14 protein-coding genes are annotated in these 17375 nt (G+C 73.4%); 6 read left to right on the plus strand and 8 right to left on the minus strand.

Annotation, left to right across the window (positions count from 1 at the left end; genetic code table 11):
• Nucleotides 1-73: 73 nt before the first annotated feature.
• The 3 genes from fusA to I6A81_RS21840 all read right to left on the minus strand — a co-directional run bounded on the left by fusA (nt 74) and on the right by I6A81_RS21840 (nt 5050).
• Nucleotides 74-2167, minus strand: a complete 2094-nt coding sequence (gene fusA, locus I6A81_RS21830) for an elongation factor G (RefSeq protein ID WP_202999121.1) — start codon at nt 2165-2167, stop codon at nt 74-76.
• Nucleotides 2168-2668: 501 nt separating this feature from the next.
• Complete coding sequence (locus tag I6A81_RS21835) at nt 2669-3841, minus strand: amidohydrolase family protein (protein WP_202999123.1); 1173 nt, start codon at nt 3839-3841, stop codon at nt 2669-2671.
• A gap of 228 nt (nt 3842-4069) precedes the next feature.
• Entirely contained in the window at nt 4070-5050 is a 981-nt protein-coding gene (locus tag I6A81_RS21840; RefSeq protein ID WP_202999125.1) for a helix-turn-helix domain-containing protein, read from the minus strand.
• 166 nt (nt 5051-5216) lie between these two features.
• Here I6A81_RS21840 and I6A81_RS21845 point away from each other — a divergent pair, with 166 nt between their 5' ends.
• The 3 genes from I6A81_RS21845 to I6A81_RS21855 all read left to right on the plus strand — a co-directional run bounded on the left by I6A81_RS21845 (nt 5217) and on the right by I6A81_RS21855 (nt 9199).
• Nucleotides 5217-6089 carry an SDR family NAD(P)-dependent oxidoreductase gene (locus I6A81_RS21845; protein ID WP_202999127.1) on the plus strand — a complete coding sequence of 291 codons (873 nt, stop codon included), beginning with the start codon at nt 5217-5219 and terminating at the stop codon, nt 6087-6089.
• A gap of 188 nt (nt 6090-6277) precedes the next feature.
• Nucleotides 6278-7273, plus strand: coding sequence for a zinc-dependent alcohol dehydrogenase (locus I6A81_RS21850; RefSeq protein WP_202999130.1), 996 nt, complete (start codon nt 6278-6280; stop codon nt 7271-7273).
• Between the two features lie 207 nt (nt 7274-7480).
• Complete coding sequence (locus I6A81_RS21855) at nt 7481-9199, plus strand: thiamine pyrophosphate-binding protein (RefSeq protein WP_238428097.1); 1719 nt, start codon at nt 7481-7483, stop codon at nt 9197-9199.
• 387 nt (nt 9200-9586) lie between these two features.
• Here I6A81_RS21855 and I6A81_RS45030 read toward each other — a convergent pair whose 3' ends face one another.
• Nucleotides 9587-9718, minus strand: coding sequence for a hypothetical protein (locus I6A81_RS45030; RefSeq protein WP_285222729.1), 132 nt, complete (start codon nt 9716-9718; stop codon nt 9587-9589).
• A gap of 192 nt (nt 9719-9910) precedes the next feature.
• On the opposite strand from I6A81_RS45030, the gene I6A81_RS21860 reads away from it, so the two are divergent.
• A complete protein-coding gene (locus I6A81_RS21860) occupies nt 9911-11341 on the plus strand; it encodes an NAD-dependent epimerase/dehydratase family protein (protein WP_202999134.1) in 1431 nt (476 codons plus the stop codon).
• A 51-nt stretch (nt 11342-11392) separates the two neighbouring features.
• On the opposite strand, the gene I6A81_RS21865 is transcribed toward I6A81_RS21860, so the two are convergent.
• The gene (locus I6A81_RS21865) at nt 11393-12628 is read right to left on the minus strand and encodes a nitronate monooxygenase (protein WP_238428082.1); all 1236 of its coding nucleotides are present in this window, start codon (nt 12626-12628) and stop codon (nt 11393-11395) included.
• 110 nt (nt 12629-12738) lie between these two features.
• Between I6A81_RS21865 and I6A81_RS21875 the strand changes: the two genes are divergently transcribed.
• The gene (locus tag I6A81_RS21875) at nt 12739-13029 is read left to right on the plus strand and encodes a hypothetical protein (protein ID WP_202999136.1); all 291 of its coding nucleotides are present in this window, start codon (nt 12739-12741) and stop codon (nt 13027-13029) included.
• A 95-nt stretch (nt 13030-13124) separates the two neighbouring features.
• Here I6A81_RS21875 and I6A81_RS21880 read toward each other — a convergent pair whose 3' ends face one another.
• Nucleotides 13125-13556 (minus strand): PPOX class F420-dependent oxidoreductase, encoded by a 432-nt coding sequence (locus tag I6A81_RS21880; RefSeq protein ID WP_202999137.1) that lies wholly within the window; start codon nt 13554-13556, stop codon nt 13125-13127.
• 81 nt (nt 13557-13637) lie between these two features.
• The gene (locus tag I6A81_RS21885; protein WP_202999138.1) at nt 13638-14309 is read right to left on the minus strand and encodes a TetR/AcrR family transcriptional regulator; all 672 of its coding nucleotides are present in this window, start codon (nt 14307-14309) and stop codon (nt 13638-13640) included.
• Nucleotides 14310-14615: 306 nt separating this feature from the next.
• Between I6A81_RS21885 and I6A81_RS21890 the strand changes: the two genes are divergently transcribed.
• Nucleotides 14616-15806 (plus strand): cytochrome P450, encoded by a 1191-nt coding sequence (locus tag I6A81_RS21890; RefSeq protein WP_202999139.1) that lies wholly within the window; start codon nt 14616-14618, stop codon nt 15804-15806.
• A 140-nt stretch (nt 15807-15946) separates the two neighbouring features.
• On the opposite strand, the gene I6A81_RS21895 is transcribed toward I6A81_RS21890, so the two are convergent.
• Nucleotides 15947-16780, minus strand: coding sequence for a TauD/TfdA dioxygenase family protein (locus I6A81_RS21895; RefSeq protein WP_202999140.1), 834 nt, complete (start codon nt 16778-16780; stop codon nt 15947-15949).
• Nucleotides 16781-17375: the final 595 nt, after the last annotated feature.

Below are 17375 nucleotides of genomic sequence, written 5' to 3' on the forward strand. Positions count from 1 at the left end.
CCGCCGGGCCCGCCCCGCCCCCGCCACGACCGGCCCGGCGGCACGACGGTGCTTCGCCTGGTCCGTCGGGTTCCTAGCCGACGAACCTCGCCACGGCCTCACGGGTGACGTGAGCCGGGGCTTCGCCGTGACGGTCGAAGGGCATCGAATACGTCGCCCTGCCCTGGGTGCGGGAACGCAGGACACCGACGTAACCGAACATCTCCGCCAGGGGAACGGCGGCCCAGACCATCCGGGCGCCGCGACGTTCGTCCAGGGCGCGGACGGTGCCCCGGCGGGCGACGAGGTCGCCGACGACGTCACCCAGGTACTCCGGTGGCGTCACGACCTCGACGGACATCACCGGCTCGAGCAGCACCGGGCTGGCCTGGCGGACCGCGATCCTGAACGCCATGGCGGCGGCGGCGCGGAACGCCAGGTCGGACGAGTCCTTCTCGTGGTACTGCCCGTCGACGAGCTCCACCCGAACCCCGACGACTGGATGGCCGGTCAGCACTCCGGCCTGCATCGCGTCGCCGACGCCAGCCTCGACGGCCGGGATGTACTCCTTCGGCACCGCGCCCCCCGTGACGAGGTTGTGGAACTCGTACGTCGGATCGTCCGGGCTGGAACGTGGCAGCGGCAGCAGGTTGAGGACGACCTTCGCATACTGCCCGCGCCCTCCGTCCTGTTTCTTGTGCATGTATGTCACCTGTTCCACGGCCCGGCCGATGGTCTCCCGGTACGACACCCGCGGGGCGCCGGTGGTGACCTCGACGCCGAACTCGGCGCGCATCCGCTCGACCAGTACCTGCAGGTGCAGCTCGCCCATGCCGGACAGAATGGTCTGCCCGGTCTCCGGATCCCGGTGGGCCCGGAACGTCGGGTCCTCGGCGGCGAGATTCGCGATCGTCGCCGAGAGCCCGTCGGCGTCGGCCTTGCTCCTGGGCTCGACCGCGACCGCGAGCACCGGTTCCGGGAACGTCATGGACTCCAGCAGCACCTGATGCGCCGGGTCGCACAGGGTGTCGCCGGTCGTCGTGTGCCTGAGGCCCTGCACGGCGACGATCTCACCGGCTGTCGCCGTCGCCCGTTCGGTGCGGCGGTCGGCGTGCATCTGGTAGATCTTGCCGATCCTTTCCTTCCGGTCCCGGGTCGTGTTCATCACCTGAGTGCCTCCGGTCACCTGCCCGGAATAGAGCCTGAGATACGTGAGCCTGCCGAGGTGCCGGTCGACCTGCACCTTGAACGCGAGCGCGGTGAACGGCTGGTCCGGCGCGCACGGACGTTCCACGGCGGGCCGTCCGTCCAAGGTCGTGCCAGGTACCGGCGGTACGTCCAGCGGGCTCGGCAGGTAGTCGACGATCGCGTCCAGCAGTGGCTGCACCCCCTTGTTCTTGAACGCGGACCCGCACAGCACCGGGTTGGCCGCGCCGGAGATCGTGGCGCGGCGGATGCCGGCGTTGATCTCGGCGGCCGTCAGGTCGGCGCCGGCGAGATAGCGCTCCAGCACCGTGTCGTCCACCGCGGCCAGGGCCTCCAGCAGCTGTTCCCGGTGGTGGCGGGCCTCCTCCCGTAGCCGGGCCGGGATCTCGCCGACGACGAGGTCGTCGCCGGGCCAGGTCAGCGCGGTCATCTCCACCAGGTCGACGACGCCGGCGAAGTCCGGCCCGACGCCGATCGGCAACTGCGTCACCAGCGGGGTGACGCCGAGCCGGTCGACCATCATCTCGACGCAGCGGAAGAGGTTGGCGCCGACCCGGTCCATCTTGTTGACGAAGCAGATGCGCGGTACGTGGTACCTGTCGGCCTGCCGCCACACGTTCTCGGTCTGCGGTTCGACACCGGCGACCCCGTCGTAGGCGGTGACGCAGCCGTCGAGAACCCGCAGCGACCGTTCCACCTCCACGGTGAAATCCACGTGGCCGGGGGTGTCGATGATCTGGATGGTGTGGTCACGCCATTCACAGCGGGTCGCCGCCGCGGTGATCGTGATGCCTCGGTCCCGTTCCTGCGCGGTGGTGTCCATGACCGTCGTGCCGTCGTGGACCTCGCCCATCTTGTGGGTGGTGCCGGTGTAGAACAGGATCCGCTCGGTCATGGTGGTCTTGCCGGCGTCGATGTGGGCCATGATGCCGATGGTGCGAAGCCGTGCCAGGCCGGTGTGGTCGGTGCGTGCCGGTGTCATCGCGGGTTCTCCCAGAACGTGTTCGTGATCAATGGACACGTGGGAGCCCGCGGTCAGGCGGACGGGACGCGGAAACCCCCCGGCCGAAGCCGGGACGGGGCGCGCGTCGATACGGCGGTTGTGGCGAGACGCCGCCGGGCCTAACCGCGGGCGGCGATGGATGCCAGCGTGAACCGGTGCAGCATGCGCCCGACCGGCAGCGCGGCCCGACGGGCCGCGTCGCGGTGACGGGGGCGCGGGGCTGTCATCTCCGGTCTCCACTCCTCGCGGTTTCGCGTCATGCTAAGGGCGACAATCGACCATGTCGACCCGTTTTTTCGGGTTTGCCCGCAAGCCCGGCCGCCGGCGGGCCCGGCCGGGTCGTCACCGCCCCACGCGCACCGGAGCGACCACGGAACGGCCTCGCGGTTACGGCGTGCGCCGGGCCTCGGCCTTCCCCCGTCCCTGCCTCCCCCTTCAGGCGGCGGGAACGGGGAGCACGAGACCCGCCGGGCCAGGGTCTCAGGCGCCGATCAGTGCCTGCGCGTTGTCGTGCATCACCAGCTGGATCTCGGCGTCGGTGTAGCCGGCGGACTCGAGGTCCTTGGTGAACGCCAGCGGGTCGGCCAGGCCCTCGACGTGCGGCCAGTCGGAGCCCAGCAGGATCCGGTCGGCGCCGATCAGCGTCTTGAGCTCGTCGAGGTCGTTCTCGTGGAACGGCGAGACCCACACCTGCCGGCGGAACGTCTCACGCGGGTCCTCGGCCCACGCCGCCGGGTTCTGCACGAACGACTTCTTCAGCCGCTTGAACAGCGGGGTCACCCAGTCCGAGCCGGTCTCGATCGCCGCGAACCGCAGGTTCGGATGGCGGCGCAGGGTGCCCTGCGCCAGCAGCGCCGCGAACGTGTCGGCGACCCCCGTCGCCGACAGCAGGGCGCGCAACGGGGTCATCCGGAACGCCTCGGTCTCGTCGCTCTCGCTCCACCAGCCGATCAGCTCCGCGTACACGTCGTCGCCGCCGTGGTAGGCGCACACCACGCCCGACTCGTTCGCCAACGCCCAGAACTCGTCGAACATCCGGTCCGCCGGCGACTTCAGGCCCTGCTCGGTGAGCACCGGCCCGGCGCGCATCACCAGAATGCGCGCACCCCGGTCCAGCGCCCAGCGCAGCTCGGTGACCGCCGCGGCCGGGTCCGACAGCGACACGTACGGCGCCGCGAAGATCTTGTTCTGGTAGGCGAACCCCCAGTCCTCGTCGAGCCACCGGTTGAACGCCCGAAACGCCGCCCGCGCCGCCGGCAGGTCGTCCTTCAGCGCCCGCTCCATGCCGACACCCAGCGTCGGGAAGAAGAACGCCCCGTCCAGCCCCAGCTCGTCCATCACCCGCAGCCGCGCGTCCCGGTTCTGGTACTCGGGCCGCGGGGGCGCCAGCTCGCCGAACAACTTGACCACCGGGCCGCCGACCTCACCCCGGAAGTACTGCTCCAACGCACCCGGCTTGGCCAGCGCGGAGAACGTCGGGTTCGGCAGGAACCGGTTCACCTTGCCGCCGACCAGCAGCCGCGTCCTGCCGTCCACCTGCGCCCACTGCATGCAGCGCCTGGCGAACTCGGGCTCGATATGACGGGTGAACGCGTCCAACGTCTCGTAGTAGTGATTGTCCGCGTCGAAGGCACGCAGCCCTGCCACCACCATGCCAGCTCCTCATCCCACGTCGCCGTGCCGCCTGTCGAAGGAGCGCAGCTCCCCTCATCCCAAAACCTAGAATCAGGTTTCAAGAACGTCAAGCGATAGGAATGCCTCAGCCGCAGGCATGCCCGCTCACGGCGTCGACCGGGTGCAATCGCGTTCTAGTTCTTCCTGACCCGCGGTCCACCTCGCGAACCCCGGCCGCGCAAGGCCGGGGCGCGAGCGCCACCGCGCTCAGGGCTGGCGCGAGGCCGGCGGACGGCCGTGGGTCGCGGCGGTCAGGGCGTCGGCGGCGCGGCGCACGCGTTCCCCGAGTGCGAGGATCTCGGCGCCGGCGCGCGCGGGCATTCCGTCGCCGGCCGCGCAGACCAGGCACAGGATGACGACGACCGTGCCGTCGGAGTCGAAGACCGGGGCGTTGACCGCGGACGCGCGGTAGCCGGCGGCCGGGTCGATCGTCGCCGGCAGGGTGTCCGCCAGGTCGAACATGCCGCCGATCTCGCCGATCACCCGCCGAAGCGTCGCGGCCTGCTCCGCGTGGCGCTGGTCCTCGCCGAGCTCGGCGGCCAGCGTGCCGAGCCGCTCGCGCATCCGGTTCTCGACCTCGAGCGCCCAGCCGCGCGAGCGGACGCCGGCCAGGCCCGGCGTCACCCGGGCCAGCGCGTCCGGTGGCCGGTCCGGCCCGAGCCGCGCCAGCCACCGCTCGACGGCGGCGTCATCCGCCCAGGCGACGCAGACCGCGCCGAGCGGTGGCTGGGGAGATATCCGCTGGCCCAGGCGCAGGCCGTTGTAGGCGGTGAGCGCATGCTCGGCCGCGGGGCCGGCCGCGCCCCGCGCCGCCGGCCGGCCGATCTCCGCGACGAGCAGGTCGTCGTGCTCTCCCGGGATGGCGCCGGCGACCAGCGCGAGACACATCAGCCCGGTGGCCTCGGCGATCTCGCGCACGACCGGCCGGGCGGCCTCCACCACCGGGTGGCCGCGGGCCGCCGCGCGGCCGGCCGCGACGAGCGCGGGGCCCAGCCGGTAGGTGTGCCGGCGCGGATGGCGCAGCAGCCAGCCGCGGCGCGCGAGCGCGACCACCATCGGATGGATGGTCGCCTTGTCGACGCCGACGGCGCGGGCGATGTCGGCCAGCGTGTAGCCGTCGCCGGGACGGGCCGCGAGCAGGTCCACCAGGTCGAGGAGCCGCTCGGTCTGCGGTGAGGGTCTGGTCATGGCGCCCCGACGATAACCGACCCACCCGCCAGGCGTTTGCATAATGCCACCGTTGATTTGGGCATCGCATCCTGCGAGGGTCAAACGACGGGCAGGTCCGGTTCGACCGGCGCGGGATCCCCGCGGTGCCCACCACGTCAGTCCGCCACTCACCGAGGAGACGCCGATGGCAGCCGCGGCGCGCGATGCCTCTGACCGCTTACCGTCGTCGGCCGGCCTGGAGGTGCCCAGCGCGACGCCGCCGGGCCAGGTGGGTGTCGTCACCGGAGCCGCGAACGGCATCGGGCGGGCCGTCGCGCGGCACTTCGTCGCCCAGGGCTGGCGGGTCGTCGGCGGCGACGTCGACGAGGCGGGCCTTGCCGCGCTTACGGCCGAGCTCGGCCCAGACGCCTTCGCCGCGGCTCGCTGCGACGTGACCGTCGAGGACGACGTGGCCTCGCTCGTCGACCTGGCCGGCTCCCGGTTCGGCCGCCTGGACGCCGTGGTCGCCAACGCCGGAGGCGGCTCGAACGCGCAGATAGCCGACCACGACTTCGCCGAGTGGCGACGGGTCGTTGACCTGTGCCTGCACGGCGCGTTCCTGACCGTCAAGCACGCCGCCCGCGCCCTGCGCGACGCCGGCCATGGCGGCGCGATCGTCACGCTCGCGAGCCTCAACGCCGTGCAGCCCGGCCGCGGCATGGGCGCCTACTGCGCCGCCAAGGCCGGCGTCGTCGCCCTGACCGAGGTCGCGGCCCTCGAACTCGGCCGCCACGGCATCCGGGTGAACGCGGTGGCGCCCGGCCTGGTCCGGACCGCGGCCACCGGCCCCATGTGGAGCCTGCCGGGCCTCGTCGAGGAGTTCGTCGACAACACCCCGCTCGGCCGCTTCGCCGAGCCGGAAGAGGTCGCGAGCCTCGTCTACTTCCTCGCCTCCGACCAGGCGTCGTTCGTCAGCGGCGGCCTGTACGGCGTCGACGGCGGCGCGCGGACCAGGCGCTACCCCGACATGATCGCCGCGATCGAACGGCTCACGGCGCCAGGCCCCGCCATGTCCTGACTCCGGGAGTTCCGGGGCGCCAGGTCCTGACCCCGGAAAGCTCGGGCCGCGCCCACCTCTGGCCTGCCACTGCCGGCGCGGGACCGCCGTCCGCCGGCGCGCGCTCCCTGGCCGGGCGTCTCCGGACCCGCCGCCCTACCGCCTTCCCTCGCCGCCTTCCGCGGGCGCCCTTTCGTGGAGTGCTACCGATGCGTGTCGCCGCTCTCACCGCCGATCACCACTTCGAGGTCGTCACCGTGGACGACCCGACCCCCGGCCCGGACGAACTCGTCGTGGCGGTCGGGGCCTGCGGCATCTGCGGGTCCGACCTCAAGTCGTACTCCGCGCTGCCGGCGGGCTCGGTGCTCGGCCACGAGTTCTGCGGCGAGGTGGTCGCCGCCGGCACACGGGCACGCGAGACCTGGCGCGAGGGCCAGTTCGTCGCCGCGATGCCGGTACGCGCCTGCGGGCGCTGCCGCTGGTGCCTGGCCGACGAGCCGGCCCACTGCGAACGGGCTGACCTGCTCGGCGTCGGCGGCGCCGCCGGCGCGTTCGCCGAGCTGGTCCGGGTCGACGCCAACCTCGCGGTGGCACTCCCGACGTCCGTCGGCGACGTCGGCGCCGCCGTCGAACCGCTCGCCGTCGGGCTGCACGCCGCCGTCACGGCCGGGATCCGGCCGGGAGACCGGGTCCTCGTCCTGGGCGGTGGTTCGGTCGGCACGGCCGTCACCGTCTGGGCCCGCAGGCTCGGCGCCGTCGAGGTCGTCGTGAGCGACCCGGCCGCGCCGCGCCGGGACGGCGCCGCCGCGTTCGGCGCGACCGGGACGCACGACCCGGCGGACGGGGCGCCGCCCACGGGCTTCGACGTGGTCGTCGAGTGCGTCGGCGCGCCGAACCTGATCCAGACGGCCCTCGACGCCGCCGCGGTGCACGGCCGGGTGGTGGTGGCCGGCGTATGCATGAAGCCAGACCCGATCCTTCCCCTCACCGCCCTGCTCAAGGAGCTTGAGGTGCGGTTCGCCGTCTACTACCGGCGCGGCGAGTTCCGCGCCGCGGCCGCGCTGGTCGCCAGCGGGCAGCTCGACCCCGACGCGCTGCGCGCCACCGCCGTCGGCCTCGACGGCCTCGACGCCGCCTTCGCCCGCCTGCTGTCGGGCGACGCGGGCCGCAAGGTCGTCGTCAGACCGTCGGCGTCTCCCGCGTGACCGGCCTGCCCACCTGACCGGCCCACCGCGCGAGCCGTTTCCTCCGGCAGACCTCCGCGCCCCGTCAGGAGCCGGCCCCCGCGTCGTCCTCGGCCGGAACGACCATCGCGCCACGCCACGCCACGCCGCGCCGCGCATACCCAGCCCCGCCGGTCGTGGCGCGGCCAGCCGGCACCGCCAGCAGTCAGATAGGAGAAGCCCGTGGGCATGATCACCGGTGGCGAGCTGGTCGCCCGTACCCTCGTCGACCTGGGGGTGACGCACGCCTTCGGCGTCCACGGCGGCCACCTCGACCCGCTGCTGACCGCGCTCGACCGGCTCGGCGTCACTCTCGTCGACACCCGGCACGAGGCGGCCGCCGGCAACGCCGCCGAGGGTTACGCCCGCGCGACCGGCGGCCTCGGCGTCGCCTTCGCCACCTCCGGCCCCGGCTTCACCAACGCCTACGCCGCGCTCGCCAACGCCTTCATCGACCGGATCCCGGTCCTGCTGCTCACCAGCTCGCCGCCGCTGCGCGAGGCGGAACTCAACGTCCTCCAAGGCGGCCTCGACCAGGTCGCGGCCGCCCGCACGGTCGCCAAGTGGGCGCACCGGGCCACGACCGCCGCGCGTCTGCCCGACCTGGTCGCCCTCGCCGTGCGGCACGCGACCACCGGCGTGCCCGGCCCGGCCGTGCTCGACATCCCGATCGACGTCATGTACCGGCAGATCGACGAGGCGGTCGCGACGAAGCCGTCGCTGACGATGCCGACGCCGCCCGCCCCGGCCCGCGCGGCCGTCCGGCGGATGGTGGAGCTGTTGCGCGCGTCGCGCCGGCCCGTGTTCATCCTCGGCGGTGGCGCCGCGCTCAGCCCGGGCACCCGCCCGGCGCTGGAGGCGCTGCTCGACCGGGTGCGCTTCCCGGTGGTCACGACGTCCTGGGGCCATGGGCAGCTCTCCCCTGGCCATCCGTGCGCCCTGGGCGGGTCCGGCGCGCTCGCGGCGCTGCCGTTCCTCGCCGAACGCCCCGACCTGTTCGTGCTCCTGGGCGCGCGGCGCGGCATCTCGCTCGGCGCCCGGACCGGCTCGATGATCCCGCCGGGCACGCCGGTCATCCACGTCGACGTCGACGGGGTGGAACCGGGCCGCGTCGGTGAGGTCGAGCTGTCGGTGGTCGCCGACGTCGGCGAGACGATCCACGCCCTGGCCACCGTCGCCGACGAACTGCCCGGCTGGGACGCCTGGAACGCCGCCACCCGGGCCGCCGTCGGCGCGCACGCGATGATGTTCGCCGACGCGCCCACGGTCACGCCCAGCGGGCGGCTGCATCCCTACCACGTGGCCCGGGAGCTGACCGGCGCGCTCGAGGACGACGCGGTCGTCGTCTTCGACGGCGGCGAGACCGCCGGCTGGATCAGCTTCTTCGCCCGCGCCCACCGGCCGCGGTCCTGGTTCGGCCTCGGCATGATGGGCGGCCTCGGCGTCGGCCAGGGCTTCGCGATCGGCGCGCAGTGCGCCCGCCCCGGCGCCCAGGTCGTGCTCGTCACCGGCGACGGCGGCGTCGGCTTCCACCTCCAGGAGTTCGACACGATGGCCCGCCACCAGCTGCCCGTGACGACGGTCGTCTACAACAACCTGTCCTGGGGCATGTCGCTGCACGGCCAGCAGGCCATCTACGGCGAGAAGACCAGCGTCGCCGTCGAGCTCCCCGACACCCGCTACGACCACATCGCCGCGGCCATGGGCCTGCACGCCGAACGCGTCACCGACCTCGACCAGGTCGGGCCGGCCCTGCGACGGGCACGGGAGAGCGGCCGGTCCGCCTGCCTCGACGTCACCATCGCCCCCGACGTCATCCACCCGATGATGGCGCCCCTGACCGCCGACCTCCCCGACGGCGCGATCCGCGTCCCCTACTACGAGGCGATCCCGGCCGGCGAGGGGTGAGGCCCACGTGCGCCCGGCGGCCGGTCCCGCCGCGTTCACGGCGAGTCCCGCGGCGAGCGGCCCGGGCCACGGCGAGGAGCCGGAGAGCGACACGGCAGGAAGAAGGAGAACAGCGGCATCAGCGCCGCGGCCGCATGGTTCGCCCTCGGTTCAAAGCGGTGCGCGACAGGGATGATCACCGATTGCTCGTGGGAATGGTGCGGAGGCTGGCTGCCCATCGAGCCATTTCCGCGGGCATCTTACGATCATGCGCGCAGGTTGAGCGCATGCTGGCCGGACGAAAGCTGCCGCCGTGGCCGGGCTACGTTCGCTCTCGCCCGAAACGGCCGCCGCCCGCCCCCCGCGGTGCGGGGGGCGGGCGGCAGATCCGGCCGGCGTCGTGGTCGGTCAGTAGCGGGCGCTCGTCGTCGAGCGGGTCCGCGGCCGCCGGCGCAGTCGCCGCAGACCCCGTGCCGCCGACCGGTCGGCCGCGTTCGCGTCACGCCGGACCTCATTGCGGAGCCGTCGTAGCAACCTCATCGTTTCCTCCTCGGGCTTCGTCGTGTCCTTCGTACGTCCGGACCTCGTCGTCCTGTCGCCGGCCTGCTCACGACATGCCCGCCCTGCCGCCCGTAACACCTCTTGTCCTAGCTACGGCGCGCCAGATCCGGACACAGGTGATGACCTGGGGTTTTATGCGCCTGGCCTGTCGAACCTGGGAAGCTGGCGGGCGTGAGCGGGAGACGGCGGGTGTTCCTCACGGGGGCGACCGGGAACTGGGGTCGTTGCGTGCTGCGCGAGTTCGCCGCTCGCGCCGACCGGTTCGACGTCGTCGCGCTGGTACTGCCCACCCGGCGCGACCGAGCCGCCATCGGCGAGTTCAGCGGCATGCCGAACCTGCGGGTCGTCTGGGGCGACCTGACGGACTACAGCGTCGTCGAGGCCTGCGTACGCGGCAGCGACCACGTCCTGCATGTCGGCGCCGTCGTCTCCCCGCAGGCCGACGACCATCCGGCGCTCGCGCGCCGCGTGAACGTCGACAGCGCCCGGAACATCATCAGGGCGGTGCGGGCGCAGGCCGACCCCGCGGCGATCGGCGTGGTCATGATCGGATCGGTCGCGCAGACCGGCGACCGCAATCCTCCGCATCACTGGGGCCGGGTCGGCGACCCGCTGCGGGTCTCCCAGTTCGACGAGTACGGCCAAACCAAGATCACCGCCGAGCGTGCCCTGGTGGAGTCCCGGCTGCCGCGCTGGGCGTGGCTGCGCCAGACGGGCATCTTCCACCCCGGGCTCCTCCAGATCCGCGACGCCATCATGACCCACGTGCCCTGCGGCGGGGTGATGGAGTGGGTCTCGGCCGAGGACTCGGCTCGCCTGCTCGCCAACCTCTGCGAGGACGGGGTGCCCGACGAGTTCTGGGGCCGCGTCTACAACATCGGCGGCGGCGAGGCCTGGAGGCTGACCAACTGGGAGTTCCAGGTCCGCCTGGCCGGCGCGCTCGGCGTGCGGGACGTCCGGCGCTGGTACGAGCGCAACTGGTTCGCCATCCGCAACTTCCACGGCCAGTGGTACACCGACTCGGACGATCTGGAGCGGCTCGTCCCGTTCCGGCGCGACACCGTCGACGAGGCGCTGGCCCGCGCGGTACGCGCCTCCCCGCGCGCGGTGCGCCTGGCCGGGAAGGTTCCGGCGGCGGTCGTGAAGAACCTCGTGGTCGGCCCGCTCACCCGCCAGCCCAGGGGGACCATGGCCTGGATCCGCGACAACGACGACGCGCGGATCCGCGCCTACTTCGGCTCCCACGCCGAGTGGCGCGCCATCGGCGACTGGTCCACCTTCCAGCCCCCGGCGCCGGATCCCACCCAGCGCCTCCTCGACCACGGCTACGACGAGACCAAGCAACCAGCGCGGTGGAACCGGGACGACCTCGCCGGCGTCGCGGACTTCCGCGGCGGCCAGCTGCTGTCCGAAGCCCTGGTGCCAGGAGACATCGCGACGCGGCTGCGGTGGCGCTGCGCCCAGGGGCACGAGTTCCTGGGCAGCCCCCGGCTGATCCTCGCCGCCGGCCACTGGTGCCCGGAATGCGTCAAGGACCCGGCCGGCTACCCGAAGCAGGCCATCGCCAACCGCTTCCTCGCCCAGGTCGAGCCCACGTCGTGAGCCGGCGCGGTCAGCGAGGCGGGCGCGCGCCGGACGGGCCCCACGGCGCGGTCAGCGTGCCGCGCCGACCGGTCCGAGCAGACCGGCCGCCGACCTCAGCGCCTCCCGCGCCTCGGCGTGCCACGCCGCGACCAGGTCGGCGGCCGGCGCGGCGCGGCTGAGCGACGCGGTCTCCCCCGCCCACAGGTTCACCAACTCCGGGTCCGAACGCCGGCGCGCCTCGGCCCGCAGCGGCGCGGTGAGCCGGTGGACCTGCGGATACGCCGCTGGCGCGTGCGGGCCGTGCTCCCGGGTGAAGGCGTTGTCGAGGCCACGCGCGAGACGGCCGGTGAACGCGCGGCTGACCACCGTGCGCCGCCCGCTGCCCAGCGCCTCCCGGTGCACCAGTGACGTGCCGGCCTCGGGGGTGCGCAGGAAGGCGCTGCCGACGACCGCCGCCCACGCGCCGGCCGCGAGCACCGCCGCCACCCCCGCGCCGTCCGCGATCCCACCCGCGGCGAGCACCGGCAGGTCCACCGCGGCACGCACCCGGGCCAGCAGCGGCAGCAGCGGCAGCCGTACCTCGCCGCCCTCGACGTCGTCCGGGTCGATGCCGCCGCGGTGCCCGCCGGCCTCCCAGCCCTGCGCGACCAGGGCGTCCGCGCCGATGGCCGTCGCGGCCAGCGCCTGCCGCTCGTCGGTGACCGTCACCGCGACCGCGATCCCGGCGCCATGGCAGCGCGCGACCGTCTCCGGCGACGGCAGGCCGAAGGCGAAGCTGACGAGCGCGGGCCGGGCGGCGAGCACCACCTCGAGCTTGGCCGCGAACCCGTCGTCGTCCGCCTCGCCGGCCGGCCACGGCTCACCCGGGCTCACCTCGAGACGTGCCGCGAGCGGACCCAGCCGGCGCGCGTACGCCGCGACGCCCCGCGCCCCGACCGGCTCGCCGACGCCGGATTCCGGTCCGGCGTCGGCTACCCCCGCGCGGGCCTCGGGTGACGGCGTACCGAGTGACGGCGTACCGGGTGACGGCGTCGGTGAGGAGATCTCGCGTGACGGGACCCCGCGTGACGCGAGCAGCCCGCCGGGCCTCGCCGAACCACCGACGAACAGGTTGACGGCGAACGGGCGGTCCGTCAGCTCACGCGTCCGCGCGATGTCCTCGGCGAACCGCCCGGCGCTCAGGTAGCCGGCGGCGAGGGCGCCGAGACCACCGGCGCCGCTGACCGCGGCGGCCAGTTCCGGCGTCGACGGCCCACCGGCCATCGGCGCGCACACGATCCTCGTCGGGACTACGGGCAGGTCCATGCCGTCGACCTTCCCACCTCCCGCCTTGCCGACCCATGACCCACCCGCCCCGGTTCGCGGGTCTCCCAGAAGAAGATCGATCATGGTCCGGTCGGGGTACTGCTCCGATCATGACGAACATCCTGCGCCGCGCCGCGGCGGCCGTCGGACTGGGTGGCCGGGCTGGGCGAACCGGGTCGGGCAGCCCGGACGGGCGGGCATGGAACCCGACCGGCTGGTGGTGGTGCATGGAGCACCAGCGCCCGGAGAACCCGCCGGACGTCCCCGGCCACCGCCGGCTCGGCCCGTACGCGAGCGCGGCCGAAGCCACCGCCTGGCGCGAGCGCGTCGACCAGCGCAACGAGGCGTGGGAGGGGGACGACCACGAGGACGACGACCGTTCGAGAGGCGCGTCCCGATAGCACCACGCCTGCCCGTCAGCGTCGGGCAGGCGCCCCGACGGCTTCGTGAGAGGCCGCGCGGCGCCGCCACCGTGCTCCTGGAGAAGGCGGCGCCGTCAGCGGACCTGGGCGCCGTACACGCGGTCGACCGCCATGGCCATGAGGACCCTGCGGTCGGACACCATCACCGAGCGGTACTCGTCCCAGTCCGGATGCTCGCCGGCGGCGAGGCGGTAGTAGTCCACCAAGGCCTGGACCTCCTGGCCGTCGGGGTCGGTTCCCGGCCCCACGAGCGTCACGTCTCCCTCGGCGGTGGCCCACGCCCAGCCGTCCGGGCTGGTGACCTCCAGGGCGGCCCGGGGATCCCGGCGCAGGTTCGCCGTCTTGGCGCGTCCCTCGGTCATCGACACGTACAGGACGCCGGCTTCCTGGTCGTAGAAGGGCATGACGGGGGAAAGCTGCGGGCGGCCGTCCGACTTGATCGTCGCGAGGACGCCGAGTCGGCTCTCCGCGAGCAGCGCGTGTGGGTTGAACGACGTGGCGGTCATGCCCGGTAGAAGAAGCTCCGGCACGCGACGCATTCCGCCCGCCAAGGACAGCCCGGCAAGGACCGTCGCGGACACGGGTGCCTATGCCCGGTCGCCTGGCCGCTGTGGGCTGCGCCCTTCTCGGACCGCGGCCTCGATGAGGCCGATGACCCAGGTCGCCGCGCGCGTCGCCTCGGCGGAGTCGAGGTTCCACGTGGTGATCATGCGTTCGAAGGTCGAGACGCTCCAGTAGGCGTCCAGCGCCGCGGCGGCCATCTCGCGCTCGCGCTCGGTCCAGCCGGACGCCGACTGGGCGAGCGCGGCCCGCAGCGCGGCGCGGCGGCGCTGGTCGAGCGCCGCGAACGTCGGGTCGTCGAGCGGCTGCCGGTTGATCGGGAACGTTGCCAGGTAGGCGAAGGTCTGGGCGATCGTCTGGCCGAAGTTGTCGAGGCGGAGGTTGTCGAGCTCGACCCCGGCCTCGGTCTCGAGCCGGCGCAGGACGGCGTCGCGGAGGTTCCGCTCGGTCGCGAAATGCCGGTAGACCGTGCTTTCGTTCACGCCGGCCCGCCGGGCCACGGCCCGGACCGTGAGGCTTCGCCAGTCCCAGTTCGGCAGGTCGTGGACCAGGTCGGTGGCGGCGGCGACGATCCGCTCCCGGGTCGCCGCGGCCTGCTTGGACCGCTGCGAGTTCTCGTAGGAGTGGGGTCTCGGAGAATGGCTGACGTCTCCGGGCCCGCCAGCGGCCTGACCGTTCTCCGAGCCGCCGACAACCACCAGGTCTCCCGTCCGTGCGCGTCGCGAGGCTTGCCCCGGGCGTCGCCGACCGACCACCGGAGGCGGCCACTGCCCGGAATGTGATCCTTCGCCACAAGCGGGAGGGCGAGCTCGGCGTCGAACCTAGTCGCCCACCCTTCGACCCGTCGACATCGCCGTCCGGCGAGGTCACCCGCCTTGCCGGATCCGCGCCCCACCGGTCCGCGCTCCCGCGTCATCTCGTGCAAGACTTCTTGCACGAGATGGCTTACGCTGTGCCGGTCGATGCCTGACATCTACCGGTTCGGCCCGTGTCTGGAGGCGGCTGTGACCACGACGGAGCTCCCCGCGCGTCCGATGGACCCGACCCGCGACGACCGCAAGTCGGCGGCGCTGGCGGCGCAGCGCGTGCATCCCGACGCCGGGGCGCGGGAGGTCGGCAACTTTCGGTTAGGCCGCGCGATCCTGCGCAGCGCGCAGATGCGCCAGGCGGGCGCGAGCTCCGACCAGATGAACCCGGAGGACGAGTTCTGCCCGGTCTTCTTCCTCGACGGCGACACCCATCGCCGCCGCCGCACGGCGATCGCCCGCTTCTTCACGCCGAAGGCCATCAGCGCCCGTCACCTGCGGGTCATGGAACGCACCACCGAGGAACTGCTCGCCCAGGTGCGGGCCGACGGAAAGGGCCGGCTCGACGAGCTCAGCTACAAGCTCGCCGTCGCCGTGGCCGCGGAGATCGTCGGCCTGACGAACAGCGACCAGGCCGGAATGGCCAAGCGCATCCAGGCCACGCTGCTCGGCACCCGCCTGCGCGGCATGCACCCCGTCATCCGGTTCGGCGCCAAAGGCGTGACCGCCGTGCACGCGATGCGGTTCTTCAGCCGCGACGTGCGTCCCGCCATCAAGGCCCGGCGCGAGCAGCGGCAGGAGGACGTCATCTCCCACCTGCTCGAGGAGGGCTACCCGGACAAGGCGATCCTCATCGAGTGCATGACCTACGCCGTCGCCGGCATGGTGACGACCCGTGAGTTCATCGTGATGGCCGCCTGGCACCTGTTCGACGACGACGCCCTGCGCGCCCGCTTCACCGCCGGCGACGAGGCCGACCAGACCGCGATCCTCGAGGAGATCCTGCGCCTCGAGCCCGTGGCCGCGATGCTGCACCGGCGGGCCACCGAGGACGCCGACCTGGAGTCGGAGTCCGTCAAGGCGGGGGAACTGCTCGCGGTCAACATCCGGGCCACCAACGTCGACCCGGAGACCGTGGGCGCCTGCCCGCACGCGCTCGACCCCGACCGGGCCAGGCGGCAGAAGGCGGTCGGCGCCTACATGAGCTTCGGCGACGGCGGCCACCGCTGCCCCGGCGCCCAGGTGGCGATCACCGAGACCCGGGTCTTCCTGGACGCGCTCATGCGCCTGCCCGACCTGCGCCTCGAGCGCACCCCGGACATGACCTGGTGCGACGGCCTCATGAGCTACGAGCTGCGCGGCGCCGTCGTCACCTGCGCGCGTTCCTGACCGGCGGGCCCGGGTCCGCTCGGTCCGGGGCAGGCCAGATGGTCCCGCTCGGAGCCGGCCGCGCCGAGGCAGGCGGCCGGCCCGGCGGGTCAGGCTGGCTTCGCCGTCAGGCTGGCTTCGCCGTCAGGCTGGCTCCGCCGTCAGGCGACGGCTTCCTCGCCGACGAGGGTGGTGCGGTGCATGAGGCGGCGGGAGGTGACGGTGTAGGGCTGGGCGCGGTGCAGGATGCCGGTGTTGTCCCAGATCACCAGGTCACCGTGGTGCCAGTGGTGGCGCAGTGAGAAGTCGGGCTGGGTCGCCCAGGTGAGCAGCCGGTCGAGCAGCGCCCGGCTCTCCTCGGCCGCCAGGCCGACGACGTGGTCGGCCGTGGCGCCGACCAGCAGTGACTTGCGCCCGCTGCGCCGGGTCCAGACCAGCGGGTGCTCCCGGGAGGGCACCTTGTCCCACGCGGCGCGCATCTTCGGTGACGCGTCCGGGTTGGACAGCCGCTGGGTGGCCGCGAAGCTGTGCACCACCCGAAGCTCGGCGAAGGCGGCCTTCTCCTCGTCGGAGAGCGCTTCGTAGGCGGCGTAGAGGTTGGCGAACTCGGTGTCCCCGCCCTCGGTGGCGACCTCCAGGGCGGTCAGCAGCGTCGCCTTCTGTGGCACGAGGTCGTTCGCGCCGTCGATGTGCCAGTAGAACGTGCCCGCCCGGTAGGCCGCCAGCGTGCTCTGCGCCGGGTCGAGTGAGATCGCCGAGACCTCGGGGTGTTCCTTCTCACCGCCCATCGGCGCGACGACCACCTCGCCGAGCATCCGGGACAGCGCCACCAGGTCGGCGTCACCGATGCGCGCCTCGCGGTAGATCACGACTCCGTGCTCGTCGAGGTACTTGCGCGCCTCGGCGGCGACTTCCGGGGTTGCCAGCTCCGGCCCGCTACGGCCCGAGATCTCGACGCCGATCCCCGGGCTCACCGGGGTGACGGTCACGGCCATGGTTCTCTCCGTTCCTCCACCGACTGAGGCGGCCGACCCGACGGCCGCCGGCTGGGCGCCCCGTCGCGGCCTGTCGCGGCCCGCCGCGTTCGCGGCTTGTTCGCCGCGGCCCGCACCGGCCAGGCGCGGGAGGGACGGGGGGCACCGGGCCGGTCCCGCCGCCCATCGCGCCGGCCAAACCCGAAACGGGCCGGGCACCTGCCCAGCAGACGGGCCCAGCATGCCATAAACCATACGGTCAGGTCTAATTACGCCCAGCCCCCCGCGCTCCCGTATGGAGCGCGCTGGCGTCGTTGTCAGTCCTGGGCGGCGGGCTCGCGCCCGGGCGGCGGGCTCGCGCCGAACCCGGGCACCTGACTGGATGGAGCCAATCGCCCGGTATGGCGGCGCGATCCCGGTCGGAATGCCCGAAAGCATCGGTGCCCCATGCCTGCCCGCGACGGACCAAAGGCCATCCAAGATCGCCTAGGACAGGGAGTCCAGCCCCCCGACGTACTCTTACCGCAGGGTAACTACGTCACCCGGGCCACCGCGTGCCATGCTGGCCTACCGGTTCAGGCCGGTAGGAACTGGGTCGGAATTCTGGTTGCGCCAG

The organism is Frankia nepalensis (assembly GCF_016786325.1).
Taxonomy (GTDB): domain Bacteria; phylum Actinomycetota; class Actinomycetes; order Frankiales; family Frankiaceae; genus Pseudofrankia; species Pseudofrankia nepalensis.

Bases quoted from the DNA above. Each gene is read 5' to 3' on its own strand.
- fusA (WP_202999121.1), bottom strand. From the start codon at position 2,167: ATGACACCGGCACGCACCGACCACACCGGCCTGGCACGGCTTCGCACC.
- I6A81_RS21835 (WP_202999123.1), bottom strand. From the start codon at position 3,841: ATGGTGGTGGCAGGGCTGCGTGCCTTCGACGCGGACAATCACTACTAC.
- I6A81_RS21840 (WP_202999125.1), bottom strand. From the start codon at position 5,050: ATGACCAGACCCTCACCGCAGACCGAGCGGCTCCTCGACCTGGTGGAC.
- I6A81_RS21845 (WP_202999127.1), top strand. From the start codon at position 5,217: ATGGCAGCCGCGGCGCGCGATGCCTCTGACCGCTTACCGTCGTCGGCC.
- I6A81_RS21850 (WP_202999130.1), top strand. From the start codon at position 6,278: ATGCGTGTCGCCGCTCTCACCGCCGATCACCACTTCGAGGTCGTCACC.
- I6A81_RS21855 (WP_238428097.1), top strand. From the start codon at position 7,481: ATGATCACCGGTGGCGAGCTGGTCGCCCGTACCCTCGTCGACCTGGGG.
- I6A81_RS45030 (WP_285222729.1), bottom strand. From the start codon at position 9,718: ATGAGGTTGCTACGACGGCTCCGCAATGAGGTCCGGCGTGACGCGAAC.
- I6A81_RS21865 (WP_238428082.1), bottom strand. From the start codon at position 12,628: ATGGACCTGCCCGTAGTCCCGACGAGGATCGTGTGCGCGCCGATGGCC.
- I6A81_RS21875 (WP_202999136.1), top strand. From the start codon at position 12,739: ATGACGAACATCCTGCGCCGCGCCGCGGCGGCCGTCGGACTGGGTGGC.
- I6A81_RS21880 (WP_202999137.1), bottom strand. From the start codon at position 13,556: ATGACCGCCACGTCGTTCAACCCACACGCGCTGCTCGCGGAGAGCCGA.
- I6A81_RS21895 (WP_202999140.1), bottom strand. From the start codon at position 16,780: ATGGCCGTGACCGTCACCCCGGTGAGCCCGGGGATCGGCGTCGAGATC.